This window comes from Kitasatospora phosalacinea, from assembly GCF_000716545.1.
Taxonomy (GTDB): domain Bacteria; phylum Actinomycetota; class Actinomycetes; order Streptomycetales; family Streptomycetaceae; genus Kitasatospora; species Kitasatospora phosalacinea.
On sequence record NZ_JNWZ01000051.1, the window covers coordinates 15,751 to 40,237 of the forward strand.

General features: G+C 74.2%; 20 protein-coding genes. 16 read left to right on the forward strand and 4 right to left on the reverse strand.

Features of this window, described 5'->3' with window-relative positions:
• Nucleotides 1-7: 7 nt before the first annotated feature.
• From OO48_RS23890 to OO48_RS23915, 6 genes are all read left to right on the forward strand, one after another.
• Nucleotides 8-1,126: a nicotinate-nucleotide--dimethylbenzimidazole phosphoribosyltransferase gene (locus tag OO48_RS23890; protein WP_033219656.1), complete on the forward strand. Its 1,119-nt coding sequence runs from the start codon at nt 8-10 to the stop codon at nt 1,124-1,126.
• 17 nt (nt 1,127-1,143) lie between these two features.
• The gene (locus tag OO48_RS23895; RefSeq protein WP_081952327.1) at nt 1,144-2,001 is read left to right on the forward strand and encodes an adenosylcobinamide-GDP ribazoletransferase; all 858 of its coding nucleotides are present in this window, start codon (nt 1,144-1,146) and stop codon (nt 1,999-2,001) included.
• Between the two features lie 223 nt (nt 2,002-2,224).
• Nucleotides 2,225-3,721, forward strand: a complete 1,497-nt coding sequence (locus OO48_RS23900) for a leucyl aminopeptidase (protein ID WP_033219658.1) — start codon at nt 2,225-2,227, stop codon at nt 3,719-3,721.
• Nucleotides 3,722-4,088: 367 nt separating this feature from the next.
• Nucleotides 4,089-5,495: a dihydrolipoyl dehydrogenase gene (lpdA, locus tag OO48_RS23905; RefSeq protein WP_106970399.1), complete on the forward strand. Its 1,407-nt coding sequence runs from the start codon at nt 4,089-4,091 to the stop codon at nt 5,493-5,495.
• Between the two features lie 58 nt (nt 5,496-5,553).
• Entirely contained in the window at nt 5,554-7,344 is a 1,791-nt protein-coding gene (gene sucB, locus OO48_RS23910) for a 2-oxoglutarate dehydrogenase, E2 component, dihydrolipoamide succinyltransferase (protein ID WP_033219662.1), read from the forward strand.
• A 108-nt stretch (nt 7,345-7,452) separates the two neighbouring features.
• Nucleotides 7,453-7,968, forward strand: a complete 516-nt coding sequence (locus OO48_RS23915) for a DUF4240 domain-containing protein (RefSeq protein WP_033219664.1) — start codon at nt 7,453-7,455, stop codon at nt 7,966-7,968.
• A 12-nt stretch (nt 7,969-7,980) separates the two neighbouring features.
• Here OO48_RS23915 and OO48_RS23920 read toward each other — a convergent pair whose 3' ends face one another.
• Nucleotides 7,981-8,484 (reverse strand): GNAT family N-acetyltransferase, encoded by a 504-nt coding sequence (locus OO48_RS23920; protein ID WP_033219666.1) that lies wholly within the window; start codon nt 8,482-8,484, stop codon nt 7,981-7,983.
• A 98-nt stretch (nt 8,485-8,582) separates the two neighbouring features.
• Here OO48_RS23920 and OO48_RS23925 point away from each other — a divergent pair, with 98 nt between their 5' ends.
• Together OO48_RS23925 and OO48_RS23930 are read left to right on the forward strand one after the other, a co-directional pair.
• Entirely contained in the window at nt 8,583-9,506 is a 924-nt protein-coding gene (locus OO48_RS23925) for a TIGR01777 family oxidoreductase (protein ID WP_033219668.1), read from the forward strand.
• Nucleotides 9,507-9,919: 413 nt separating this feature from the next.
• Complete coding sequence (locus tag OO48_RS23930) at nt 9,920-11,242, forward strand: NAD(P)/FAD-dependent oxidoreductase (protein ID WP_051732625.1); 1,323 nt, start codon at nt 9,920-9,922, stop codon at nt 11,240-11,242.
• A 40-nt stretch (nt 11,243-11,282) separates the two neighbouring features.
• Here the strand turns inward: OO48_RS23930 and OO48_RS23935 are convergent, their stop codons facing one another.
• Nucleotides 11,283-12,890 (reverse strand): NsdA family TPR-like regulatory protein, encoded by a 1,608-nt coding sequence (locus tag OO48_RS23935; RefSeq protein WP_245194780.1) that lies wholly within the window; start codon nt 12,888-12,890, stop codon nt 11,283-11,285.
• A gap of 297 nt (nt 12,891-13,187) precedes the next feature.
• On the opposite strand from OO48_RS23935, the gene OO48_RS23940 reads away from it, so the two are divergent.
• The 7 genes from OO48_RS23940 to OO48_RS23965 all read left to right on the forward strand — a co-directional run bounded on the left by OO48_RS23940 (nt 13,188) and on the right by OO48_RS23965 (nt 20,546).
• Complete coding sequence (locus tag OO48_RS23940) at nt 13,188-13,961, forward strand: 3-hydroxybutyrate dehydrogenase (RefSeq protein ID WP_033219673.1); 774 nt, start codon at nt 13,188-13,190, stop codon at nt 13,959-13,961.
• Between the two features lie 52 nt (nt 13,962-14,013).
• A complete protein-coding gene (locus tag OO48_RS23945; protein ID WP_033219675.1) occupies nt 14,014-15,369 on the forward strand; it encodes an MFS transporter in 1,356 nt (451 codons plus the stop codon).
• 119 nt (nt 15,370-15,488) lie between these two features.
• Nucleotides 15,489-17,381 carry a helix-turn-helix domain-containing protein gene (locus OO48_RS23950; RefSeq protein WP_033219677.1) on the forward strand — a complete coding sequence of 631 codons (1,893 nt, stop codon included), beginning with the start codon at nt 15,489-15,491 and terminating at the stop codon, nt 17,379-17,381.
• A gap of 73 nt (nt 17,382-17,454) precedes the next feature.
• Nucleotides 17,455-18,258 carry a lipoyl(octanoyl) transferase LipB gene (gene lipB, locus OO48_RS23955; protein ID WP_081952328.1) on the forward strand — a complete coding sequence of 268 codons (804 nt, stop codon included), beginning with the start codon at nt 17,455-17,457 and terminating at the stop codon, nt 18,256-18,258.
• Nucleotides 18,259-18,375: 117 nt separating this feature from the next.
• Nucleotides 18,376-19,332, forward strand: coding sequence for a lipoyl synthase (lipA, locus tag OO48_RS23960; RefSeq protein ID WP_033219679.1), 957 nt, complete (start codon nt 18,376-18,378; stop codon nt 19,330-19,332).
• Between the two features lie 264 nt (nt 19,333-19,596).
• Nucleotides 19,597-19,749, forward strand: a complete 153-nt coding sequence (locus OO48_RS39015) for a hypothetical protein (protein WP_167346476.1) — start codon at nt 19,597-19,599, stop codon at nt 19,747-19,749.
• A gap of 110 nt (nt 19,750-19,859) precedes the next feature.
• On the forward strand, nt 19,860-20,546 hold the full coding sequence (locus OO48_RS23965; RefSeq protein ID WP_033219681.1) for a DUF4191 domain-containing protein: 687 nt from the start codon (nt 19,860-19,862) through the stop codon (nt 20,544-20,546).
• 95 nt (nt 20,547-20,641) lie between these two features.
• Here OO48_RS23965 and OO48_RS23970 read toward each other — a convergent pair whose 3' ends face one another.
• Nucleotides 20,642-21,109, reverse strand: a complete 468-nt coding sequence (locus tag OO48_RS23970) for an RDD family protein (RefSeq protein ID WP_033219683.1) — start codon at nt 21,107-21,109, stop codon at nt 20,642-20,644.
• Between the two features lie 319 nt (nt 21,110-21,428).
• Between OO48_RS23970 and glnA the strand changes: the two genes are divergently transcribed.
• The gene (gene glnA, locus OO48_RS23975; protein WP_033219685.1) at nt 21,429-22,841 is read left to right on the forward strand and encodes a type I glutamate--ammonia ligase; all 1,413 of its coding nucleotides are present in this window, start codon (nt 21,429-21,431) and stop codon (nt 22,839-22,841) included.
• Nucleotides 22,842-23,001: 160 nt separating this feature from the next.
• Here the strand turns inward: glnA and OO48_RS23980 are convergent, their stop codons facing one another.
• Complete coding sequence (locus tag OO48_RS23980) at nt 23,002-24,150, reverse strand: EstA family serine hydrolase (RefSeq protein WP_033219687.1); 1,149 nt, start codon at nt 24,148-24,150, stop codon at nt 23,002-23,004.
• Between the last annotated feature and the right edge of the window lie 337 nt (nt 24,151-24,487).

A 24,487-nucleotide genomic window follows, 5' to 3' on the forward strand; every position in this document is an offset into this window, starting at 1 on the left:
CCGGGCGATGGACACCACCGTGGATCTCGACACTTTCTCCTCGCTCGTCGAACGGCCCGACGAGGGTGCGCGGCGTGGCGCCGAGGAACGCTGGCAGCGACTGCCCGTGCCGCGTGGCGGCCTGGGCCGGCTCCAGGAGCTGGGTGCCTGGCTGGCGTCCACCCGGGGCGAGGCGGAGGTCCGCCCGCTGACCGGCGCCCGGGTGCTGCTGTTCGCCGCCGACCACGGCGTCGCCTCGCTGGGCGTCTCCACCCTGGACGCCCGCGGCGGCACCGCCGACCGGGTCCGCGCCGTGCTGGACGGCACCGCGCCGGTCGCGGTGCTGGCCCGCCGCTACGGCGCGGACGTCCGGGTGGTCGACATCGCGGTGGACGCCGACCCGAACGAGTTCCCCGAGGAGGTCGTCCGCCACCGGGTGCGCCGCGGCTCCGGGCGGATCGACGTCGAGGACGCGCTGAGCGCCGAGGAGGCCGCCCGGGCGTTCCGGGCCGGCATGGCCGTCGCCGACGAGGAGGCCGACGCCGGCACCGACCTGGTGCTGCTCGGCGACCTCGGGGTCGGCTCCACCACGGTGGCCGCCGTGCTGATCGGCGCGCTGTGCGGCACCGACGCCGCCGCGGTCACCGGCCGCGGCTCGGGCGTCGACGACCGCACCTGGATGGTCAAGTGCGCCACCGTCCGGGACGCGCTGCGCCGGGCCCGCCCGGTGCTCGGCGACCAGCTCGCCCTGCTCGCCACGGCTGGCGGCGCCGACTTCGCCGCGCTCACCGGCTTCCTGCTGCAGGCCGCCGTCCGCAAGCTCCCGGTCGTCCTGGACGGGGTGGTCTCGGCGGCCTGCGCGCTGGTCGCCCAGCGGATCGCCTTCCGGGCCCCCGAGTGGTGGCGGGCGGCCGGGCTCACCGGCGAGCCCGCCCAGGCCAAGGCGTACGACCGGCTGACCCTGACGCCCCTGCAGGACGCGGGCGTCACCATGGGCGAGGGCGTCGGCTCGGTGCTGGCCCTGCCGCTGCTGCAGGCCGCCGGCGACACCCTCGCCGAACCGGCCGCCGTCCCGAGCGCCAAGCCGCTCCCGCCCCGGGCCCCGGCCAAGCTGCCGACCGCGGCGGACCTGCTGGACCGCTACTGACTCCGTCGGGGCACGGGATGAACGGCGAGCACGCACGACCGCGGGCCGAACGCGCGGAGGCGCTCCCGGCGGAGGGCTCCGCCTCGCCGTCCCCCGGGCCCCTGACGGGGCGTGGGACGGGCGGCGGGCGGTCGGTCGGGGACGGGTTGCGGTTCGCCTTCGGGACGTTGACGGTGCTGCGGGTGCGGGTGGGACGCTGGGACCGGGTGGCGGGCGGGGCCGCGATGGTGCTGGCGCCGGTGGTGGGAGTGGTGGTCGGCGCGCTGGCCGGGGGCGCCGGTGCGCTGGTGGCGTGGCGGGGCGGCGCGGTCCTGGGCGCGGTGGCCGCGGTGGCGGTGGGCGCGCTGCTGACCCGAGGGCTGCACCTGGACGGGGTGGCGGACGTCGCGGACGGGCTGGGCAGCGGGAAGCCCGCCGAGGACGCGTTGCGGATCATGAAGCAGTCGGACATCGGCCCGTTCGGCGTGCTGACGCTGGTACTGCTGCTGCTGGCTCAGGTCGCCGCGCTGGCCGGGCAGTTCGGGGTGTCGCCGGGGCGCGGGGCGCTGGCCGCGGCGGTGGCCGCGACGGCCGGGCGGGCGGCGCTGGCGTGGGGCTGCCTGCGGTCGGTGCCGGCGGCCCGGCCGGGCGGGCTGGGGGCGGTGGTGGCCGCGACCGTGCGACCGGCCGCGGCGGCGGCGGTGACGCTGGTGGTGGCCGGTGCGGCGGCGGCACTGCGCTGGCAGTCGGGTGTCGCGGTGGTGTGCGGGGTGCTGGTCGCGGGTGCGGTGCTGCGACGGTGCGTGCAACGGTTCGGTGGCGTGACCGGGGACGTGCTGGGTGCGCTGGTGGAGGCTTCGGCGACGGCGGCGCTGGTGGCGACCGCCGTGCTGTGAGCGGGCGTCGACCCCGCCTCCGTACACGAACTCACGCACCGTCACGGACGACGGCGGTTCGCGCACGGGGCGGGCGGGGCGGCGCGATCCCAGCATGCGGACTACCATGCGGTGAGCACCCTGGCCCTGCGCCCCGTTTCGCCGCGGAGTCTGCCTGGGTTTTGCCGGTCGGCAACGGAGCCGCCACCGGCTGTGGACCGCGAAAGAACAGGACGCATTTGTCGTGACTGCACTGTCTGTGAGCACCTCTTCCGCCGTGAGCCTGCGGGCGGACGCCCTGGTGGTCGGTGTGGCGAAGGGACCCAAGGGCCTGGTCGTCGCCCCGGGCGCGGAGGCGGTCGCCGAGGCGTTCGAGGGCAAGCTGGCCGAGGTCCTCACCACCCTGGGCGCCACCGGTGCCGAGGGTGAGGCGGTCAAGCTCCCCGCCCCGGCCGGGGCCAAGGCGCCGCTGGTGCTGGCCGTGGGCCTGGGCGCGGCCCCCGAGGGCGCGTTCGGCGCCGAGGAACTGCGCAGGGCCGCCGGTGTGGCCGCCCGCACGCTGGCCGGCACGAAGAAGGTCGCGCTGGCGCTGCCCGCCGTCTCCGCCGAGGAGGTCGAGGCGGTCGCGCTGGGCGGCCTGCTCGGCTCGTACTCCTTCGGCAGCTACAAGGGCGAGGTGGCCAAGGCCCCGGTCGCCGAGCTGGTGCTGCTGGTGGAGCGCAAGGGCTCGAAGGACGCCAAGGCCGCCGTGGAGCGCGCCGCGGCGATCGGCGAGGAGATGAACCGGGCCCGCGACCTGGTCAACACCGCCCCGAACGACCTGAACCCGAAGTCCTTCGCCGCGATCGCGCAGGCGGCGGGCAAGGAGCACGGCCTGAAGGTCGAGGTGCTGGACGAGAAGGCGCTGGCCAAGGGCGGCTTCGGCGGCATCCTGGGCGTGGGCGTCGGCTCGGCCAACCCGCCCCGGCTGGTGAAGGTGGCGTACACCCACCCGAAGGCGAAGGCCTCGCTGGCGTTCATCGGCAAGGGCATCACCTACGACTCGGGCGGCATCTCGCTGAAGCCGGCCGGCCACAACGAGACCATGAAGTGCGACATGGCGGGCGCCGCCGCGGTGTTCGCCGCCGTGGTCGCCGCCAAGCGGCTGGGCCTCCAGGTCAACGTGACGGCGTGGCTGGCGCTGGCGGAGAACATGCCGTCCGGTTCGGCGACCCGTCCGGGCGACGTGCTGCGGATGTACGGCGGCAAGACCGTCGAGGTGCTGAACACCGACGCCGAGGGCCGGCTGGTGCTGGCCGACGCGATCGTCCGGGCCGGCGAGGAGCAGCCGGACGTGATCGTCGACGTGGCGACCCTGACCGGCGCGATGGTGCTGGCGCTGGGCACCCGCACCTTCGGCGTGATGGCCAACGACGAGGAGCTGCGCACCCGCCTGCACGAGACCGCGGGCGCGGTGGGCGAGGCGTCCTGGCCGATGCCGCTCCCGGCCGACCTGCGCAAGGGCATGGTCGAGTCGACCGTCGCGGACCTGGCGAACATGGGCGAGCGGATGGGCGGCGGCCTGGTGGCCGGCCTGTTCCTGCAGGAGTTCGTCGCCGAGGGCATCTCCTGGGCGCACCTGGACATCGCCGGTCCGGCGTTCAACGAGGGCGGCCCGCACGGCTACACCCCCAAGGGCGGCACCGCGAGCGCGGTGCGCACCCTGGTCCGCTTCGCGGAGGACACCGCCGCGGGCGAGTGACCCACTGGCGCGAGGGGCCCGGCACCGGTGGGTGCCGGGCCCCTCGCGCACTACCAGCCGGTAGCGGCCGGTGCCAATTCGAGGGTGTGTTCGCCTCCGGCGAAAATTGATTCCGCAGGGCGGAACCGGGCCGGTGAAGCCCCCCGGACGGAGTACCTCCGCTTGCCGATTTCCCGGCCGTGAGCTGCGACGATACCTCCGAGAACGGGTCATACCGCCGCCGCGCGGTCCGCACCGGGGGCGCCTCGGGGCACCCGCCGACGCCACCTGCCGCCAACAAGTGCAAAGATGTATTTCCGGCACGACTGGGCGCTCTTACAAGGGCACTCACCCACCGGACCGCGACCGGCCCGGCGATCCGCACCTTTTGCATGGAGGACGTGACGTGGCGAACGACGCCAGCACCGTTTTCGACGTAGTCATTCTCGGAGGCGGAAGCGGCGGTTACGCCGCGGCGCTCCGTGGCGCCCAGCTCGGCCTGAGCGTCGCGCTGATCGAGAAGGGCGAGCTGGGCGGCACCTGCCTCCACCGCGGCTGCATCCCGACCAAGGCGCTGCTGCACGCCGCCGAGGTCGCCGACGAGACGAAGGAAGCGGCCGAGTTCGGCGTCCTCGCCACCTTCCAGGGCATCGACATCAACGGCGTCCACAAGTACAAGGACGACGTCGTCGCCGGCCTGTACAAGGGCCTGCAGGGCCTGGTCGCCTCCCGCAAGGTCACCTTCATCCAGGGCGAGGGCAAGCTCTCCTCGCAGACCTCGGTGGACGTCAACGGCCAGCGCGTCGAGGGCCGCCACATCGTCCTGGCCACCGGCTCCGTGCCGCGCTCGATCCCGGGCCTGGACATCGACGGCAACCGGATCATCTCCTCCGACCACGCGCTGAAGCTCGACTACATCCCGAAGTCGGCCATCATCCTCGGCGGCGGCGTCATCGGCTGCGAGTTCGCCTCGGTCTGGAAGTCCTTCGGCGTCGACGTCACCATCGTCGAGGGCCTGCCCCACCTGGTGCCGCTGGAGGACGAGAACTCCTCCAAGCTGCTGGAGCGCGCCTTCCGCAAGCGCGGCATCAAGTTCGAGCTGAAGTCCCGCTTCTCCGGCGTGGAGTACACCGAGAACGGCGTCCGGGTCTCGACCGAGAACGGCAAGTCCATCGAGGCCGACGTGCTGCTGGTCGCGATCGGCCGCGGCCCGGTCTCGGCCGGCCTGGGCTACGAGGAGCAGGGCGTCGCGATGGACCGCGGCTACGTCCTGGTCGACGAGTACCTGCGCACCAACGTGCCGACCATCTCCGCCGTCGGCGACCTGGTCCCGACCCTGCAGCTGGCCCACGTCGGCTTCGCCGAGGGCATCCTCGTCGCCGAGCGGATCGCCGGCCTCAAGGTCGTCCCGATCGACTACGACGGCATCCCGCGGGTCACCTACTCCAACCCGGAGGTCGCCTCCGTCGGCCTGACCGAGGCCAAGGCCGTCGAGCAGTACGGCAAGGAGAAGGTCGTCACCCTCAAGTACAACCTCGCGGGCAACGGCAAGAGCAAGATCCTCAAGACCGCCGGCGAGATCAAGCTGGTCCAGGTCAAGGACGGCGCCGTCGTGGGTGTCCACATGGTCGGCGCCCGCATGGGCGAGCAGGTCGGCGAGGCCCAGTTGATCTACAACTGGGAGGCCCTGCCCGCCGAGGTCGCGCAGCTCATCCACGCGCACCCGAGCCAGTCCGAGGCCCTCGGCGAGGCCCACCTCGCGCTGGCCGGCAAGCCGCTGCACGCGCACGACTGATCGCGCCCCCGTCCCCGTTCATTCCTGTACGCAAGACTTGATAGGAGTCGCTGGAACCATGGCGGTCTCAGTAACACTGCCCGCGCTGGGCGAGAGCGTGACCGAAGGCACCGTCACCCGCTGGCTGAAGGCCGAGGGTGAGCGCGTGGAGATCGACGAGCCGCTGCTCGAGGTCTCCACCGACAAGGTCGACACCGAGATCCCGGCGCCGGCCTCCGGCGTCCTGGCCTCGATCAAGGTCGGCGAGGACGAGACCGTCGAGGTGGGCGCCGAGCTGGCGATCATCGACGACGGCTCGGGCGCCCCCGCCGCCGCCCCGGCGCCCGCCGCCGAGGCCGCTCCGGCCCCGGCCGCCCCCGCCGCCGAGGAGGCCCCCGCGGCCCCCGCCCCGGCCGCCGCCGAGGCGCCCGCCGCCGAGGCCCCGGCCGCCGCCGCTCCGGCCGGCGACGCCACCCCGGTGGTGCTGCCCGCGCTGGGCGAGTCGGTCACCGAGGGCACCGTCACCCGCTGGCTGAAGGCCGAGGGCGACACCGTCGAGGTCGACGAGCCGCTGCTCGAGGTCTCCACCGACAAGGTCGACACCGAGATCCCCTCCCCCGTGGCGGGCACCCTGGTGAAGATCCTGGTCGGCGAGGACGAGACCGCCGAGGTCGGCGCCCAGCTCGCGCTGATCGGCGCCGCCGGCTCGGCTCCCGCCGCCGCCCCGGCCCCGGCCGCCGCTCCCGCCGCCCCGGCTCCGGCTCCGGCTGCTGCCCCGGCCCCGGCCGCACCCGCTGCCCCGGCTCCGGCCGCCGCTCCGGCTCCCGCCGCTCCCGCCGCCCCGGCCGCGGCTCCGGCCGCCCCGGCTCCGGCTCCGGTGGCTGCTCCGGCCGCACCGGTCGCCGCCGCTCCGGCTCCCGCCGCCCCGGCCGCGGACGCCGGTGACGCCTACGTCACCCCGCTGGTGCGCAAGCTCGCCGCCGAGCACGGTGTCGCGCTCTCCTCCGTCGCCGGCACCGGCGTCGGCGGCCGCATCCGCAAGCAGGACGTGATCGCCGCCGCCGAGGCCGCCAAGGCCGCGCCGGCGCCGGCCCCGGCCGCCGCTCCCGCTGCCGCCGCCCCGGCGAAGGCCGCCGCCGCGCCGTCCGCGCTGCGCGGCCAGACCGTCAAGATGACCCGCATGCGCAAGGTCATCGGCGACAACATGCTGAAGGCCCTGCACGAGCAGGCCCAGCTGACCAGCGTGGTCGAGGTGGACGTCACCCGGATCATGTCGCTGCGCGCGAAGGCGAAGGACTCCTTCCTGGCCCGCGAGGGCGTGAAGCTGTCCCCGATGCCGTTCTTCGTGAAGGCCGCCGCCCAGGCGCTGAAGGCCCACGCGGTCATCAACGCCCGGATCAACGAGGCCGAGGGCACCGTCACCTACTTCGACACCGAGAACATCGGCATCGCGGTGGACTCCGAGAAGGGTCTGATGACCCCGGTCATCAAGGGTGCGGGCGACCTCAACATCGCCGGCATCTCGAAGAAGACCGCGGAGCTGGCGTCGAAGGTCCGCGACAGCAAGATCACCCCGGACGAGCTGTCCGGCGCGACCTTCACCATCTCCAACACCGGTTCGCGCGGTGCGCTGTTCGACACCGTCATCGTCCCGCCGAACCAGGTCGCGATCCTGGGCATCGGCGCGACCGTGAAGCGCCCGGTGGTCATCGAGGCCGACGGCGGCACCGCCATCGGCATCCGCGACATGACCTACCTGTCGCTCTCCTACGACCACCGCCTGGTGGACGGCGCGGACGCCGCCCGCTACCTGGTCGCGGTCAAGGAGATCCTGGAGGCCGGCGAGTTCGAGGTCGAGCTCGGCCTGTAAGGCGTTCCCACCGGGAGCCCCGCGCCGTCCCCGGACGGTGCGGGGCTCCCGCGCGTCGCGGCCCGATCGGGTGCGGGGCGGACGACGATCGTGGAGGCTGGAGCGGTGATGGACGAGACGGGATTCTGGCAACTGGTCGACGAGGCCCGGGAAGCGGCCGAGGGCGACCCGGACGAGCAGGCCGAGGCGCTGGTCGAACGGCTGCTGCGACTGACCCCGGACGAGGTGCTGGACTTCGCCCGGCAGTTCGAGGCGCGGTTCCAGCGGGCGTACACGGTGGAGCTGTGGGGCGCCGCGCACCTGCTGCTCGACGGGGCGTCGGAGGACGCGTTCGACTACTTCCGGTGCTGGCTGATCGGCCAGGGCCGGGACGTCTTCGAGGGCGCGGTGCACGAGCCGGACGCGCTGGCCGAACTGGTGCCCGACTTCGACGAGGAGGAGGACGGCGACGGGGAGGAACTGGGCTACGCCGCCGACGAGGCGTACGAGCGGCTGACCGGACTGCCGCTGCCGGACCTGGGGGTGCGCCAGCCGGCGGCCGCGTACGGGGTGCCCTTCGACTTCTCGGACCGGGAGGCGATGGCCGCCCGCTACCCGCGGCTGTGGGAGCTGTACGGGGACTGACCCGGCGGCGGCTCAGTCCAGGGCGCGGCCCATCCAGACGTCGTCCGCGTAGCCGCCGTCCAGCAGGAAGTGCTGGGGCAGCACGCCGAGGACCTGGAACCCGGCCCGTTCGTACAGCCGACGGGCCGGGGCGTTGTGGGAGAGCACCCGGAGCGTCATCCGGCGGGCGCCCTCGGCGCGGGCCGCCTCGCAGGCGGCGGCGACCAGGGCCTCGCCGATCCGGCGGCCGCGGGCCTCGGGGAGCACGCCCAGGCCCTGGATCTGGCGGACGTGCGCGTTGGAGGGCAGCGGGATCTCCCGCGCCTGGCGGACGTAGCCGACCACCCGGCCGTCGAGTTCGGCCAGCAGGTACTGCCCGGGGCGGTGCGCCTCGTCGAACACCGGGGCGTCCTCGGGGCCGCGCGGGGCGACCTCGCCGAGCGGGGACCAGACGGCGTGGTCGACGGCGCGGATCGCGCGCTCGTCCTCGTCCCGCGCCGGACGGATGATCACATCGTTGGAGGGCATGCGGGTCATGGTAGACGCCGCCCGGTGCGGCCCGGCGCGGGGTCGGGCGGCGTTCCGGCGGTGCCCTGCGGGGTTTCTGAACGGGCCGGCCCGTTCGGGCTGGGAGGATGGCGGGCATGCGAATCGCGGTGACAGGCTCCACGGGGTTGATCGGGTCCGCGCTGGTGGACTCCCTGCTGACGGACGGGCACGAGGTGCTGCGGCTGGTGCGGCGGCGCTCGCGCACCGGGCCGCAGCCGGACGGGACGGTCGGGGTCGGCTGGAACCCCCTGCTGATGCAGATCGACGCGGCCGCGCTGGAGGGCGTGGACGCGGTGGTGCACCTGGCCGGGGCGGGCGTCGGCGACCGGCGCTGGACGGACGCGTACCGGCGGGAGATCCGGGACAGCCGGGTGCTGGGCACCGAGACGCTGGCCGCCGCGCTGTCCCGGCTGAAGGAGCCGCCCGGGGTGCTGGTCAGCGCCTCCGCGGTCGGCTACTACGGGCAGACCGGCGACCAGGTGATCGACGAGGGCGCGCCGGCCGGCGGCGACTTCCTGGCCGAGGTCTGCCAGGAGTGGGAGCGGGCCGCGCGGCCCGCCGCGGACGTCGGGATCCGGGTGGTGCACCCGCGCACCGGGCTGGTGCTGGACGCCGGGGGCGGCGCCGGGGCGCGGCTGCTGCCGCTGTTCAAGCTGGCGCTGGGCGGGCGGCTCGGGGACGGCGGGCAGTACTGGTCGCTGATCTCGCTGGCCGACGAGGTGGCCGCGCTGCGCTTCCTGATCGACGGTCAGGAGCTGTCCGGGCCGGTCAACCTGGTCGGACCCGACCCCGTCACCAACCGCGAACTGACCGCGGAACTGGCCCGGCAGCTCGGGCGTCCGGCGGTGTTCGCGGTGCCCGAGTGGGCGCTGCGCACCGCGCTCGGGGAGATGGCCGTGGAGGTGGTGGGCAGTCACCGGGTGGTGCCGAAGGCGCTGCTGGACGCGGGGTTCGTGTTCCGCGACCCGGACGCCGGGGCGATCGTCGCGGCGGCGCTCGGACGGCGGTAGGACGCCGACGGGGCTGCGGCGGCGGGCCGCCCGGGCTGTGACGGGACCCCGGTGGAGCCCCGGTGGGGCCCCGCCGCAGCCGCGGTCCGGCGGGGGTTGACGGGGCGTCAGCGGGGGGCGCACGGGTGCAGCCGGGCAGCGCGCGGGGTGCGGGCGGTGACGGTGCGCGCCCGTTCCCGCTCCGCGCACCCCGTTTGCGACACGGTGGGTGACCGGGCGGTCCCGCTGTGTCGCCACACCGGCACGATGACCCGATTCGGCACCGGTCGGCTGTCTGGACCGGCGGGTGACGGGGCATCACCAGTGCGGACCACGTCCGTCCCCCCGCTGCCCGCCCCGGCACCCACCCGCTCGCGGGCACCGCCGCGCGCGGCGGCCGCGGAGGGGCTCCGTCAGGGAGGGAGCACCCGATCGTGCCCGCACAGGACTTCACCGGCCGCGCCCAGCGCGGCCCCTCCGGCGACCCCGACGCGATCGTCGTCGGCGCCGGCGCCGCCGGACTGACCGCCGCGACCGTGCTCGCCGCCCAGGGCCTGGACGTCCAGGTCCTGGAGGCCACCGAGCGCGTCGGCGGCCGGATGGCCACCCGCGAACTCGACGGCTTCCGCCTCGACCACGGCGGCCACCTGCTCAACACCGCCTATCCCGAACTGGCCCGCCGCCTCGACCTCGACCGGCTGGAACTGCGCCCGCTCGCCCCCGGCGTCCTGGTGCACAGCGGCGGCCGGGGCTACCGGGTCGGCGACCCGCGACTCACCCCCGCCCGGCAGGCCGCCACCCGCGGGCCGCTCGGCACCCCGTTCGACAAGGCCCGGCTGGCCGCCGCCATGTCCCGGCTCGCCGCGACGCCCACCGAGCGGCTGCTCGCCCGGCCCGAGACCACCACCGCCCGGGCGCTGGCCGACCGCGGCCTGCCCGCCCGCACCGTCGACGGCTTCCTGCGCCCGCTGCTCGGCGCGCTGCTGTCCGACCCCGCGCTCGGCACCTCCAGCCGGGTCGCCGACCTGGTGCTGCGCGCGTACGCCCGCGGCCGGCTGTGCGTGCCGGCGGCGGGCACCGGGGCCGTCCCGGCGCAGCTCGCCGCCCGGCTCCCGGAGCGGAGCCTGCGGCTGGGCGTCGAGGTCACCTCGGTCGGCACGGACGGCGTGGAGACCGCCGCGCACGGCCGGATCCGCTCCCGCGCGGTGGTCGTCGCCACCGACGCGGCGACGGCGGCGGGCCTGCTGCCGGGCCTGCGGCAGCCCGGGTTCCACCCCGTCACCACCTACTACCACGCGGCGGAGCGCTCCCCGGTGGGCGAGCCCGTCCTGCTGCTGGACGCCGAACGCTCCGGGATCTCGCACTCGCTGGTGCTCAGCGACGCCGACCCCTCGTACGCCGCCGACGGCCGCGCGCTGATCGCCACCACGGTGCTGGGCCGCCGCGCCTTCGACTCCGGCGGGCCGGCCGGCGACGAGGGCGCCGTCCGGCGGCGGCTGGCCGAGCTGTACGGCACCGCCACCGGGGGCTGGGAGTTCCTGACCGTCCGGCACGTCGCCGACGCGGTGGTCTCGATGCCCCCGCCGCACCACTTCCGCCGCTCGGTGCGGCTGCTCGCCGGGCTGTACGTGTGCGGCGACCACCGCGACACGGGGACGGTGCAGGGCGCGCTGGTCTCCGGCCGACGGGCCGCCGAGGCCGTCCTGCGCGACCTCGGCGTGCGGACCGAGCCGGAGGCGGACCGGATGGCGGCGTAGGGAGGGGCCCGGCAGGCCCCCGGGCCCCTGGAGGGGCTCCTCAGATCACCCCCGCCTGGCGGGAGGCCTCTTCGAAGGCGCGGGCGGCGGGGGTGGTGCGGTAGGGGGTGAGGCGGCGGTGGAAGTCGCGGAGGTACTCGACGGTGCGGGCGGAACGCATCTCGCCGGCGGCGCGGAGGGAGTCGGTGGCCATGGAGCAGGCCTCGTCGACGTCCCCCATGCCCAGGCGGGCGGAGGCCAGCACGAGGCGGCACAGGATGCGGCTGCGGGCGTAGGAGGGGGCGCGCAGGCGCAGGGACTTCTCGGCGTGCTGGGCGGCGGGGCGCCACTGCTGGAGGTCGCGGTAGCAGTGGGCGAACTCGTCGGCGAGCTGGGCGTCGTCGAAGTAGCGGGCCCAGGACGGGACTTCGTCGGCGCTGCGGGCGGTGGCGAGGGCGCGTTCGCAGCGGACCAGCGCGGTGGTGCAGGCCCGGACGTCGCCGGCCAGGGCGTGGCCGCGGGCCTCGGCGGCGTGCATGAGCGCCTGGACGACGGGGGCGGCGGCGGTGCCGACCCCCTGCTGGGCGACCCGGGCGAGCTGGATGGCCTCGCGGGCGTGGCCGAGGTGGACGGCCTGCTGGCTCATGGTGGTGAGGACGAAGCCGCCGAGGACGCGGTCCCCGGCGGCCTGGGAGAGCCGTAGGGCCTGGACGAAGTAGCGCTGGGCGAGGCCGTGCGCGGCGATGTCGAAGGAGGTCCAGCCGGCCAGCCGGGTGAGGTCGGAGACGGCGCCGAACAGGGCGCGTCCGATCTGTTCGCCGTACCGGCCGCGGAGCATGGGCTCGGCTTCGCTCTCCAGGTAGCGGACCAGGGCCTGCCGGGCGTGGCCGCCGCCGTAGGCGTGGTCGAGGGCGCGGAACAGGTCGCCGACGGCGCGGATGGCGGCGATGTCGCCGCGGCCGACCCGGACGGGGGGCCTGGTCTCCCGGTGGTCGGCGCCCGGTTCGGCGCCGGAGGCGTTGGCGGGGCGGCGCAGGGTCTGCTGGGGCACGCGGGCGCCCTGCGGGGGCGTGCGCAGCTCCTCGGGGGTGAGGGTGGTGCCGTCGCGGGCGACGCGTTCGTCGGTGCGGCCGATCAGCCAGTCGCGGCTGGGGACGACCAGTCCGGCGGGGGTGAAGGCGATCTTGCGGAGCTCGGCGTAGGGGCCGTTGTCCTTGCGCCACATGGAGGCGACGATGTCGACGGCCTCCTGCGGCGTCTCGGCGAATTCGAGCCCGGCGTAGACCGGGGCGCAGGCGTCGAGGCCGACGTCCTGGGCGGTGAGGCGGCGGCCGAGGCGACGGGTGAAGACCTCGGCGATCAGCGCGGGGGTCGCGCCGCGGGGCTGCTGGCCGCGCAGCCAGCGGGTGACGGAGGTCTTGTCGTAGCGCAGGTCGAGGCCGTGCTCCAGGCCGAGTTGGTCGACCCGGCGGGCGAGGCCGGCGTGCGAGAAGCCGGACTCCTCGATGAGCGCGGCGAGTTGGGGGTTCTGGGCGCGCCCGGCCGCGGGGGCCGGTGGTTCGGCCTGCTCGGGAGCGCGCGGAGGGGTCTCGGCCGCTCCGGTCGGGCGCGGGTCGAGCGGGTCGAGCGGTCGGTACGCGGGGCTGTCGATCACTGGCCGTTGGGGCATAGCAGTCCACACCTCTCAGGCGCCGTTCCGGCCCCTCCTGCCCGGACGGCGCCCCCTGATCGGGAATCGGCGCGAATGTAGCGAGCATTGGGACGCTATGGGTGGATTCGGACCACCCGTCCTCCGAACGGGTGAACCAGCCCCGCCCGTTGTGAGGAAGCGCGGGCGTCGCGTGTTTGAGTTCGAGAGCCGTTGCCCGCGTTCCGACCACATGGTGTCCGGCACCACAGGGACCGGTACGGCTGTGGTGTCCGCCCACATCGTTGCGGGGCGTCCGGATTCCTACCGTTCTCGGCCATGGACACCACTTCTGCCCCGCCCTCCGGACCACCGCTGCTCGGCCGCACCGCGCTGGTCACCGGAGCCGCCTCCGGCATCGGCCGGGCCTGCGCGGAGGCCTTCGCCGCGGCGGGCGCGCACGTGTACGTCGTCGACCTGGCCGCCGCCCCCGCCGAGGAGCTGGCGGCCGCGATCGGCGGGACCGCGCACGTCGCGGACCTGTCGGACCCGGACGCGGTGGAGGCGCTGCCGGCGGACGCGGACATCGTGGTCAACAACGCGGGCCTGCAGCACGTCGCCCCGGTGCACGAGTTCCCGGTGGAGCGGTTCACGCTGATCCAGCGGGTCATGGTGGAGGCCCCGTTCCGGATCCTGCGCCGCACCCTGCCGCACATGTACGGGCGCGGCTGGGGCCGGGTGGTCAACATCTCCTCGGTGCACGGCCTGCGCGCCAGCGCCTTCAAGTCGGCGTACGTGACCGCCAAGCACGCCCTGGAGGGCCTGAGCAAGACCGTCGCCCTGGAGGGCGCCCCGTACGGGGTGACCAGCAACTGCGTGAACCCGGCGTACGTGCGCACCGCGCTGGTGGAGCGGCAGATCGCCGCGCAGGCGCTGGCGCACGGCATCCGCGAGGACGAGGTGGTGGAGCGGATCATGCTCGACCGCACCGCCGTGAAGCGGCTGATCGAGCCGGAGGAGGTGGCGCAGCTGGCGGTGTGGCTGTGTTCCCCCGGCGCCTCGTACGTCACCGGTGCCAGCCTGCCGGTGGACGGCGGCTGGACCGCCCACTGACGCCCTCCCCCCGCCCGCCCCCCACCCTCCTCACCTGCAAGGGAACCCCCGCATGGCTGCCTCTCCCGACGTCGCGAGACCCGCCTCCCTGCCCAGGGTGGTCGCCGCCTCGCTGATCGGTACGACCATCGAGTGGTACGACTACTTCCTGTACGGATCGGCGGCGGCGCTGGTCTTCGGGCACGTGTTCTTCCCGAAGGCCGACCCGCTGACCGGCACCCTACTGTCCTTCCTCACCTACGCGATCGGCTTCGCCGCCCGCCCGCTCGGCGCCCTGGTGTTCGGGCACTTCGGCGACCGGATCGGCCGCAAGAAACTGCTGGTGCTCAGCCTGCTGCTGATGGGCGGGGCGACCACGCTGATCGGCTGCCTGCCGACGTACGACCAGGCCGGCGTCGCGGCGCCGGTGATGCTGACCGGCCTGCGGCTGGTGCAGGGCTTCGCGCTGGGCGGCGAGTGGGGCGGGGCGGTGCTGCTGGTCTCCGAGCACGGCGACCGGAAGCGGCGCGGCTTCTGGGCGTCCTGGCCGCAGGGCGGCGCGCCGGCCGGGAACCTGCTGGCCGCGGGCGTGCTCTCGCTGATGACGGCCGTCCAGTCGGACGCGGCCTTCCTGTCCTGGGGCTGGCGGGTGCCGTTCCTGCTGTCCGCGCTGCTGGTGATGGTCGGCCTGTGGATCCGCCTCGCGGTGGACGAGTCGCCGCTGTTCAAGGCGGCGCTGGCGGCCGCCGAGCGGCGCACCGAGCCGGAGCGGCCGCCGCTGGTGGTGGTGGTGCGCGACCACTGGCGGGACGTGCTGGTGGCGATGGGCGCCCGGATGGCGGAGAACATCTCGTACTACGTGCTGACCACCTTCGTCCTGGCGTACGCCGTCACCCAGACCCACCTGCCCAAGCAGACCGCGCTGAACGCGGTGCTGATCGGCTCGGCCGTCCAGTTCGCGCTGATCCCCGCCTTCGGGGCGCTCTCCGACCGGGTCGGCCGCAAGCCCGTCTACCTGGTCGGCGCGGTCGGCGTCGGGATCTGGGCGTTCGTGTTCTTCGGGATGGTCGACACCCGGAGCTTCGCCTCGCTGGTCACCGCCGTCACCGTCGGCCTGTTCTTCCACAGCATGATGTACGCCCCGCAGGCGGCGTTCTTCTCCGAGCTGTTCGCCACCCGCACCCGCTACTCGGGGGCCTCGATCGGTGCCCAGTTCTCCTCCGTCGCGGCCGGCGCGCCCGCCCCGCTGATCGCCACCGCGCTGCTGAAGGACTACGGCAGCGCCACCCCGATCGCCGTGTACGTGGCGATCGCCGCGGTGATCACCGTGGTGGCCGTGCTGTGCGCCCGGGAGACCCGCGGCACCGACCTGGAGGACACCGGGGCGGACGCTCGGGTGGACTCGGTGAAGGCGGCCACCGGCGCCTGAGCGCTTCCGGCAGGATCGGGGCCGCGTCACCGGGCAACCGCCCGGCGGCGCGGCCCCGGCCCGTTCGTGCGGCGGGCCGGGGGCACGGGGCACGGGGGCACTAGGAACAGGAAGACCGAATGGACCGCCACACCACCGCCGCGCCGGCGCTGCGCAGACTCCTCGACCTGCTGGCCACCGGCGCCCCCACCGAGGACTTCGGCGAGGTGCTCGCCGAGGCCCGGCGCCGGGGCGCGCCCGCCGAGGTCCTGACCGAGATCGACGACGCCACCTGGCAGGCGCTGCGGGTGCACCGGACGATGCGCCAGCACCGCAGGCGCGAGGCCGAGCTGACCGCGCTGTTCGACACCGCGGGCGACCTGGCCGCCTCCCGGGACCTGGACGCGGTGCTGCAGGCCATCGTCCGGCGGGCCCGGATGCTGCTGGGCACCGACACCGCGTACCTGACGCTGCCGGACGAGCGGGCCGGGGACACCTACATGCGGGTCACCGACGGCTCGGTCTCGCCGATCTTCCAGACCCTGCGGCTCAGCCTCGGCGACGGCCTGGGCGGCCTGGTCGCGCAGACCGCCCGCCCGTACGCCACCCACGACTACCGGGTCGACGAGCGGTTCCGGCACACCGGGCAGATCGACGCGGGCGTGCTGGACGAGGGCCTGGTGGCGATCATCGGGGTGCCGCTGCTGCTGGGCGGCAGCGTGATCGGCGTGCTGTTCGCCGCCGACCGCTCGCCGCGCGCCTTCTCCCCCGACGAGGTCGCGCTGCTGTGCACGCTGGCCGCGCACGCCGCGATCGCCCTGGACACCGCCAAGTCGCTGGCCGACACCCGGGCCGCGCTCGCCGAGCTGGCCGGCGCCAACGCCGTGATCGGCGCGCACGCGGCCGCCGTGCAGCGCGCCGAGCAGGCCCACGACCGGCTCACCGACCTGGTGCTGCGCGGCGCGGAGGTCTCCGACGTGGCCGCCGAGGTGGCCGCGCTGCTGGACGGCGGGGCCTCCGTGCACGACGCCGAGGGCACCCCGCTGACCGGCCCCGGCGCCGCCCCCGACGGCCTGGCGGAGGCGGTGGCCGCCTCCCGCGCCGGGGGCCACGCGGTGCGGCACGGCACCGAGTGGGTGTGCGCGGTGCTGGCCGGGCAGGAGCTGCTGGGCGCGCTGGTGCTGCACGGGCGGCCCGAGCTGGACGACGCCGACCGGCGGGTGTTCGAGCGGGCGAGCATCGTCACGGCGCTGCTGCTCCTGCTGCGGCGCTCGGTCGCCGAGACCGAGAACCGGGTCCGCGGCGAGCTGCTGGCCGACCTGCTCACCGCGCCCGGCCGCGACCCGGCCGGCCTGACCGCGCGCGGCCGCCGCCTGGGCGTCGACCTGAACCGGCCGCACCTGGCGCTGGTCGCGGTCGCCGAGGACGCCGCGGCCCGGGGCCGGCTGGCCGGTGCGGCGGCCCGCTACCTGTTCGGCTCGCGCGGGATCAGCGCCGAGTTCGGCGAGGGCGTGGTGCTGCTGGTGCCGCACGAGGGCGGCGGCGACGGCGCGGTGGCCGCGCTCGCCGCGGAGCGGCTGGCCAAGCTGGCGGGCGCCCCCGTCACGGTCGGCGCGGGCCGTCCCGCCGGCGGCCCGGTCGCGCTGGCCGCCGCGTACGCGGAGGGGGTGCGCTGCGTGCGGGCGCTGCGGGTGCTGGGCCGGGCGGGGGACGGGGCGTGCGCCGCCGACCTGGGCTTCCTGGGCGTGCTGCTGGGCGACGGGCACGACGTGGACGGCTTCGTCCGGGCCACCCTCGGCCCGCTGCTCGACTACGACGCCAAGCGCGGCACCGAGCTGGTGCGGACCCTGCGCGCCTACTTCGACTGCGGCGGCGGCCTGACCCGGGCCAAGGACCTGCTGCACGTGCACGTGAACACGGTGGTGCAGCGCCTCGACCGGGTGGAGGTGCTGCTGGGCCGGGACTGGAACCAGCCGGAGCGGGCGCTGGAACTCCAACTCGCGCTGCGGCTCCAGCTGTTGGCCGAAGGCTGAAACCGGGCCGCGGGTCGTCCGGCCGGTCGGCGTACAGTGGCGAGGTTGGGCTGATCGGCCGACTGGGAGTGCTGTGGTGAGCGAGAACGTGCGGTTCGTGCGGATGGGGACAGGCGAGCGGACCGTCCCCTACCAGGAGGCGTGGGCGGAGCAGCAGCGGCTGCACGCGCTGCGGGTCGCGGACGAGATCCCGGACACCGTGCTGCTGCTGGAGCACGACCCGGTGTACACGATGGGCAAGCGCACCAACCCGGAGGACCTGCCGCTGGACGGCACCCCGGTGGTGGAGGTCAACCGGGGCGGCGAGATCACCTGGCACGGCCCCGGCCAGCTGGTCGGCTACCCGATCGTGAAGCTGCCGGACCCGATCGACGTGGTGGCGTACGTGCGGCGGCTGGAGGAGGCGCTGATCCGGGCCTGCGCCGAGTTCGGGGTCGAGACCACCCGGATCGAGGGCCGCAGCGGGGTGTGGAAGCTGGGCGCGGAGATCCCCGGCGCGGTGGTCGACCCCGCGCAGGTGGTGGAGATCGGCAAGCTGACCCTGCGGATGGGCCTGCCACTGGGCATCGACCCGCGGCTGGCCGGCCCCGAGTACGCGCCGTCCAACGCGGGTCAGCGCGGCGACGACCGCAAGCTCGCGGCGATCGGCGTGCGGGTGGCCCGCGGGGTGACCATGCACGGCTTCGCGCTCAACTGCGACCCGGACATGACGTACTTCGACAAGATCGTCCCGTGCGGCATCCGGGACGCCGGGGTGGCCTCGCTCAGCGGCGAACTGGCCCGGCCCTTCCCGGTGGGGGACGCGGTGGGGACGGTCGAACGGAAGCTGGCCGAGGTGTTCGCCGAACTGCCCGAGCCGGTGGCCGCCGTCCGGTAGTGGAATCCGCGCGGCGCGCCGAGCGTTGCCTTTCGAAGGCAAGCCCGGGGCCGGGCACAGGCCGTCGAAGTGCAGGCGTACCCTGAGGGGTACCCCGTCTAGTTCTAGGAGTCGCACGTGTCCGCTGTCGCACCCGACGGCAGGAAGCTCCTCCGGCTGGAGGTCCGCAACAGCGAGACCCCCATCGAGCGGAAGCCCGAGTGGATCAAGACCAGGGCGAAGATGGGGCCGGAGTACAACGCCCTGCAGTCCCTGGTGAAGAAGGAGGGGCTGCACACGGTCTGCCAGGAGGCCGGCTGTCCCAACATCTTCGAGTGCTGGGAGGACCGCGAGGCGACCTTCCTGATCGGCGGCGACCAGTGCACCCGCCGCTGCGACTTCTGCCAGATCGACACCGGCAAGCCCGCCGAGTTCGACCGGGACGAGCCGCGCCGGGTCGCCGAGTCCATCGTCACGATGGACCTGAACTACGCCACCATCACCGGTGTCGCCCGTGACGACCTGCCGGACGGCGGCGCGTGGCTGTACGCCGAGACCGTCCGCCAGGTGCACGCGATGACCGCCGCCCGCGAGGCCGGGCGCACCGGCGTCGAGCTGCTCATCCCCGACTTCAACGCCGTCCCCGAGCAGCTCGCCGAGGTCTTCTCCTCCCGTCCCGAGGTGCTGGCGCACAACGTCGAGACGGTGCCGCGGATCTTCAAGCGGATCCGCCCCGCGTTCCGCTACGAGCGCTCGCTGGACGTGATCACCCAGGCCCGGGCGGCCGGACTGGTCACCAAGTCCAACCTGATCCTGGGCATGGGCGAGACCCGCGAGGAGGTCAGCGAGGCGCTGGCCGACCTGGTGGACGCCGGCTGCGAGCTGATCACCATCACCCAGTACCTGCGGCCCTCGCTGCGCCACCACCCGGTGGAGCGCTGGGTGAAGCCGCAGGAGTTCGTCGAGCTCCAGCAGGAGGCCGAGGAGCTGGGCTTCGCCGGGGTGATGTCCGGCCCGCTGGTGCGCTCCTCGTACCGGGCCGGCCGGCTGTACCGGCAGGCGCTGGAGCACCGGGAGCGGGCCGCCGCGGTCTGAAACCGCGGCTGCCGCCACCGTCGTCCTGCCGAGGGGCGGGTCCGCCGGGCCCGCCCCTCCGGCGTTCCGGGGCCGTCGCGGCCGCGGGGCCGTCCGACTGGGCGTGCTGTCCGGGCACGGGGCCGTACAGGCTAGGCGTGTCGTCCGGACAGGGGCCGTCCGGGCCAGGGGCCGACGTTTCACGTGGCATTGACGGCCGGGTCACCGTACGGTAACGGGCGTCCGGGACGCTGGAGCGGTACCCGGGTCGAGGAGTTGGTGTTGATGCGTACCGGAATCCGGACCGCGCTGCGGCGGGCCGAGCAGTTGCTGTTGATCCGCGGCGCGCGCCGCAACGCGTGGGCGGCGGTGTGCGAGAACCGGCGGCTGGCGGGGGAGCGCGAGCAGGCCGTGCGGGTGTTCGGGCACGGCGCCTGAACCCCCGGCGGGGGCCGGGGCAACGGTGGGGGCCGGCCCGGGGAAGGGCGCGGGTCACGAACCGGCACCGCCTTGGGTGATCGCGTGTGCCGCCACGTACCATGAGCGGTATGGCGAGGCAAAAATCCGATACCCCTGGGCGGCTCGCACAGATCCGCCAGGCATATGTCATGACCAAGCAGGTCGACACCAAGATCGGCCTGATCATCGCCGGCGTCGGCCTGCTGACCTTCGGCGTGTTCCTCGCCATCGGCTTCGCACTGGACCACCCGGTCTACCTGGGCATCCTCGGTTTCGTGCTGGCGGTGCTGGCGGTCGCGATCGTGTTCGGCCGGCGGGCCGAGCGGGCCGCGTTCGGGCAGATGGAGGGCCAGCCGGGCGCGGTCGCGGCGGTGCTGGGCAACATCCGGCGCGGCTGGAGCGCGAACCAGACCCCGGTGGCGGTCACCCGCAGCCAGGACGCGGTCTACCGGGCGGTCGGCCGGGCCGGCATCGCGCTGATCGGCGAGGGCAACCCGAACCGGGTCCGGCCGCTGCTGGCGTCCGAGAAGAAGAAGATGGCCCGGGTGGTCGGCGACATCCCGGTGCACGACATCATGGTCGGCAACGACGAGGGCCAGATCCCGCTCAAGAAGCTGCAGATCCACCTGATGCGCCTGCCCCGGTCGATCAGCGCCGCCCAGGTCACCGAGACCAACGACCGGCTGCGCGCGCTCGGCGACCTGCTCTCCAAGGCGCCGATCCCCAAGGGCCCGATGCCGAAGGGCGCCCGGATGCCCAAGGGCGGCATGCGCTGACCGACGCCACTCCCCCGTCCGACACCACGGCCCCGCCCGCGAGGTTCACTCCCTCCGCGAGCGGGGCCGTTCGACGTTCCGGGCCCGTGGCGGCGCTAGATCCGGACCTCGACGGTGCCGACCGCCTTGTCGTGCAGGCCGCGGGTGTCGCGGTCCCAGACGGCGGCCGGGACGACCAGGCAGAGCAGCAGGGTGCGCAGCAGCACCTGCGGGATGGTGGCGCGGGTGCCGTCCAGCCGGACCACCCGCAGGCCGAACAGGCGCTTGCCGACGGTGGTGCCGGTGGTGGCGAGGAACAGCACCGTCACCGCGTAGAACAGCGGGGTGGTCCACAGGTTGGCGGAGCTCTGCTCGCCCCGGGCGAGCAGGCCGTAGGCGACGAGGCTGACCAGCCAGCCGTCGACGAACAGCGCGCCGATCCGGCGGCCGGGGCCGGCCATCGATCCGGGACCGGCCTGCGGGAGGCCGAGGCGCTCGCCGCGGTAGCCGAAGTCGGCGCCCATCTTCTCGGCGGCCGCCTTCGGGCCGTCGATCCACGATCCGAGTGCTTCTCTGGTGTCCACGAATCCACCCTAACCGGGCTTACGGCCCGGGCCGGTGGCGGCCCCCGGGCGGCGCGCCACGGGGGTTTCCCGTCGGGGTGAACCCGGTGCGCCCCACCGTCACGAGTGGTCTATACCTCTGAATGGCCCACCGGGCGGCGGGGCAGGGATTTTGCCCGGAACCGTCCTGCTTTGCCAGTGGCCCAAATGGCCCGGTTAACATGTGGGAAACAAGCGAGTCACCAACCGGAAACGGGCCGTTCCTATCGTGAGCCCCTGCACCGGGGCTCCAGTCGTCCCTGACGGAGACTCAGACCGTGCACGCCGAGGAGGAGTACGGATGTTCACCAACGCCGACGAGGTGAAGCAGTACATCGCGGAGAACGACGTCAAGTTCGTCGACGTCCGGTTCTGCGACCTGCCGGGCGTGCTGCAGCACTTCTCGGTCCCGGCCGCCACCTTCGACCCGACCGAGACCCTGATGTTCGACGGCTCCTCGATCCGCGGCTTCCAGGCCATCCACGAGTCCGACATGGCCCTGGTGCCCGACCTCGCCACCGCCCGGCTGGACCCGTTCCGCGCCGAGAAGCACCTCAACATCAACTTCTTCATCCAGGACCCGATCACCGGCGAGGCCTACAGCCGCGACCCGCGCAACGTCGCCCGCAAGGCCGAGGCGTACCTGGCCTCCTCCGGCATCGCCGAGACCGCCTACTTCGGCCCCGAGGCCGAGTTCTACGTCTTCGACTCGGTGCGCTTCGAGACCTCCGCCAACGCCTCGTACTACCACATCGACTCGGTGGCCGGCGCCTGGAACAGCGGCTCCGCCGAGGGCGACGCGCGCGGCTACAAGGTCAAGTACAAGGGCGGCTACTTCCCCGTCCCGCCGGTCGACCACTTCGCCGACCTGCGCGCCGAGATGTCCCTCGAACTCGCCAAGGCCGGGCTGGAGGTCGAGCGCCAGCACCACGAGGTCGGCACCGCCGGACAGGCCGAGATCAACTACAGGTTCAACACCCTGCTGCACGCCGCCGACGACCTGATGCTGTTCAAGTACATCATCAAGAACGTCGCCTGGCGGGCCGGCAAGACCGCCACCTTCATGCCCAAGCCGATCTTCGGCGACAACGGCTCCGGCATGCACGTCCACCAGTCGCTGTGGACCGGCGGCTCCCCGCTCTTCTACGACGAGCAGGGCTACGCGGGCCTGTCCGACACCGCCCGCTACTACATCGGCGGCATCCTCAAGCACGCCCCCTCGCTGCTCGCCTTCACCAACCCCTCGGTGAACTCCTACCACCGCCTGGTGCCCGGCTTCGAGGCCCCGGTCAACCTGGTGTACTCGCAGCGCAACCGCTCCGCCGCGATCCGCATCCCGATCACCGGCTCCAACGCCAAGGCCAAGCGCATCGAGTTCCGCGCCCCCGACCCGGCCTCCAACCCCTACCTGGCCTTCTCCGCCATGCTGATGGCCGGCCTCGACGGCATCAAGAACAAGATCGAGCCGCTGGAGCCCGTCGACAAGGACCTCTACGAGCTCGCCCCCGACGAGCACGCCGCCGTCCCCCAGGTCCCCGCCTCCCTCGGCGCCGTCCTGGAGGCCCTGGAGGCCGACCACGAGTACCTGCTCGCCGGCGGCGTCTTCACCACCGACCTGATCGAGACCTGGATCGACTACAAGCGCACCCACGAGATCGCCCCGATCGCGCTGCGGCCGCACCCGCACGAGTTCGAGATGTACTACGACCTGTAGGAACGCCCCGGGGCTCCGGACGCACGGCAACGCCCGTGACAGCGGTCCCGCACGCCGGAAGGGGTGCGGGACCGCTGTCACGGGCGCGGGCGGTGCCGGACGGGGTCAGGCGACCGCGATGATCTCGCGGTGGTGCCGCTGAACGGCGCGGGAGCGGGCCTCAGCCGGTGGAGCCCAGGGCTTCGTAGACGTGCCTGATGTAGTCATGGGTGCGCTCCGAACCGAGGATTCCGTCGCCCAGCCGGTTCATCGTGTAGGAGAACGTGACGCGCCGGTCGAGGTCCATCACGACGATCGAACCGCCCCGGCCGACCCAGAAGCAGACCCTGCCGGTGGGCATGTGCGGCATCGTCCTCGCGTCGGCGAGCGCGAAGCCGATGCCCCAGCGCACGGGAACGCCCAGGAACAGGTCGACTCCGTCCGCCTGCACGTCGAGGACCTTCTCCGCCGTCTCCTCGGAGAGGAGCCGGCGGCCGTTCACCCGGCCGCGCCGTGAGATCGCGGAGAGCGCGCGGGCCATGCCCCGTGCGTTGCCGTGCCCGTTGACGGCGCCGAGTTCGGCCCGGCGCCACTGCGGGGTGTCGACGTGCTCGTCCCGGGCGGGACTCCCGAGCAAGGTCTTGGTGAAGATCCCCTCGGGGTCGAGGCCGGCGGGCACCCCGGAGAGCGGCGACGGGGCCACCAGCTCGGCGATGCGCGGCCAGTCGGCCTGCCGCGCACCGATCTGGACGTCGGCCTGCGCCGGTTCGGCGATCTCCGTGTCGACGAACTCGGTCAGGGTGCGGCCGCTGACCCGCCGGACGAGCTCTCCCACGAGCTGGCCCTGCGTCTGCACGTGATAGCCCGAGGCGCTGCCCGGTTCCCACCAGGGCGCCTGCGCGGCCAGCCGGGCGCTCGCGGTGGGCCAGTCGTACAGGTCGTCCACGGTGAACGGCTGCTGCCAGCCGGAGAGCCCGGAGGTGTGCGCCAGCACGTGGCGCACCTCGATGTCCTGCTTGCCCCGAGCGGCGAATTCGGGCCAGTAGTGCGCGACCGGGCGGTAGAGGTCCAACGCCCCCCTGTCGACGAGGACCAGGGCCGCCAGGCTGCTCAGGGTCTTGGTGGTCGACCACAGGCTGACCAGGGTGTCCCGGTGCCACGGGACGGTCCGCGCTTCGTCGGCGTGCCCGCCCCACAGATCGACTTCCATGACCCCGTCGACGTCCACGGCGATCGACGCCCCCAGCTCCTCGCCGGACTCCAGGTGCGCTGCCAGCGCCGCTCGGACCGGTTCGAACCGGGCGGTACTCGTTCCTCCGACGTCGACCACGTCTTCTCTCCACTCCTGACGACGACCGTTCGACCGGTAGACGGGACGGGTGCCGCGCCGGTTCACGCGTCGTCACAGGCGGGGGGACGTCCGGACGGGGAAGCCGTCCGGCGCCCGGCCGCCGAAGTCATCGCCCGGATCGGCGTCCTGCTAGTGTCCTGTCGGGCGTGCGGGAGGCGGACGACGGAGTTCTCACCGCCCCGGTCAGCGCCCGTCACCTCTGCGGCCGGGCCACCGCGACGAGGATCGCGCGGGCCCGGTTCTCGTCACGGCGGGAGCGGGGGTCTCCCGCCCGTCCGCCGGCCACGATCACGTACGTGCTTGCGACGGCGGCGCC

Excerpts from the sequence above, each read along its gene's own strand:
- OO48_RS23890 (WP_033219656.1), top strand. The coding sequence starts at position 8 with ATGGACACCACCGTGGATCTCGACACTTTCTCCTCGCTCGTCGAACGG.
- OO48_RS23895 (WP_081952327.1), top strand. The coding sequence starts at position 1,144 with ATGAACGGCGAGCACGCACGACCGCGGGCCGAACGCGCGGAGGCGCTC.
- sucB (WP_033219662.1), top strand. The coding sequence starts at position 5,554 with ATGGCGGTCTCAGTAACACTGCCCGCGCTGGGCGAGAGCGTGACCGAA.
- OO48_RS23915 (WP_033219664.1), top strand. The coding sequence starts at position 7,453 with ATGGACGAGACGGGATTCTGGCAACTGGTCGACGAGGCCCGGGAAGCG.
- OO48_RS23920 (WP_033219666.1), bottom strand. The coding sequence starts at position 8,484 with ATGACCCGCATGCCCTCCAACGATGTGATCATCCGTCCGGCGCGGGAC.
- OO48_RS23925 (WP_033219668.1), top strand. The coding sequence starts at position 8,583 with ATGGCGGGCATGCGAATCGCGGTGACAGGCTCCACGGGGTTGATCGGG.
- OO48_RS23935 (WP_245194780.1), bottom strand. The coding sequence starts at position 12,890 with ATGCCCCAACGGCCAGTGATCGACAGCCCCGCGTACCGACCGCTCGAC.
- OO48_RS23940 (WP_033219673.1), top strand. The coding sequence starts at position 13,188 with ATGGACACCACTTCTGCCCCGCCCTCCGGACCACCGCTGCTCGGCCGC.
- OO48_RS23945 (WP_033219675.1), top strand. The coding sequence starts at position 14,014 with ATGGCTGCCTCTCCCGACGTCGCGAGACCCGCCTCCCTGCCCAGGGTG.
- OO48_RS23950 (WP_033219677.1), top strand. The coding sequence starts at position 15,489 with ATGGACCGCCACACCACCGCCGCGCCGGCGCTGCGCAGACTCCTCGAC.
- OO48_RS39015 (WP_167346476.1), top strand. The coding sequence starts at position 19,597 with ATGCGTACCGGAATCCGGACCGCGCTGCGGCGGGCCGAGCAGTTGCTG.
- OO48_RS23965 (WP_033219681.1), top strand. The coding sequence starts at position 19,860 with ATGGCGAGGCAAAAATCCGATACCCCTGGGCGGCTCGCACAGATCCGC.
- glnA (WP_033219685.1), top strand. The coding sequence starts at position 21,429 with ATGTTCACCAACGCCGACGAGGTGAAGCAGTACATCGCGGAGAACGAC.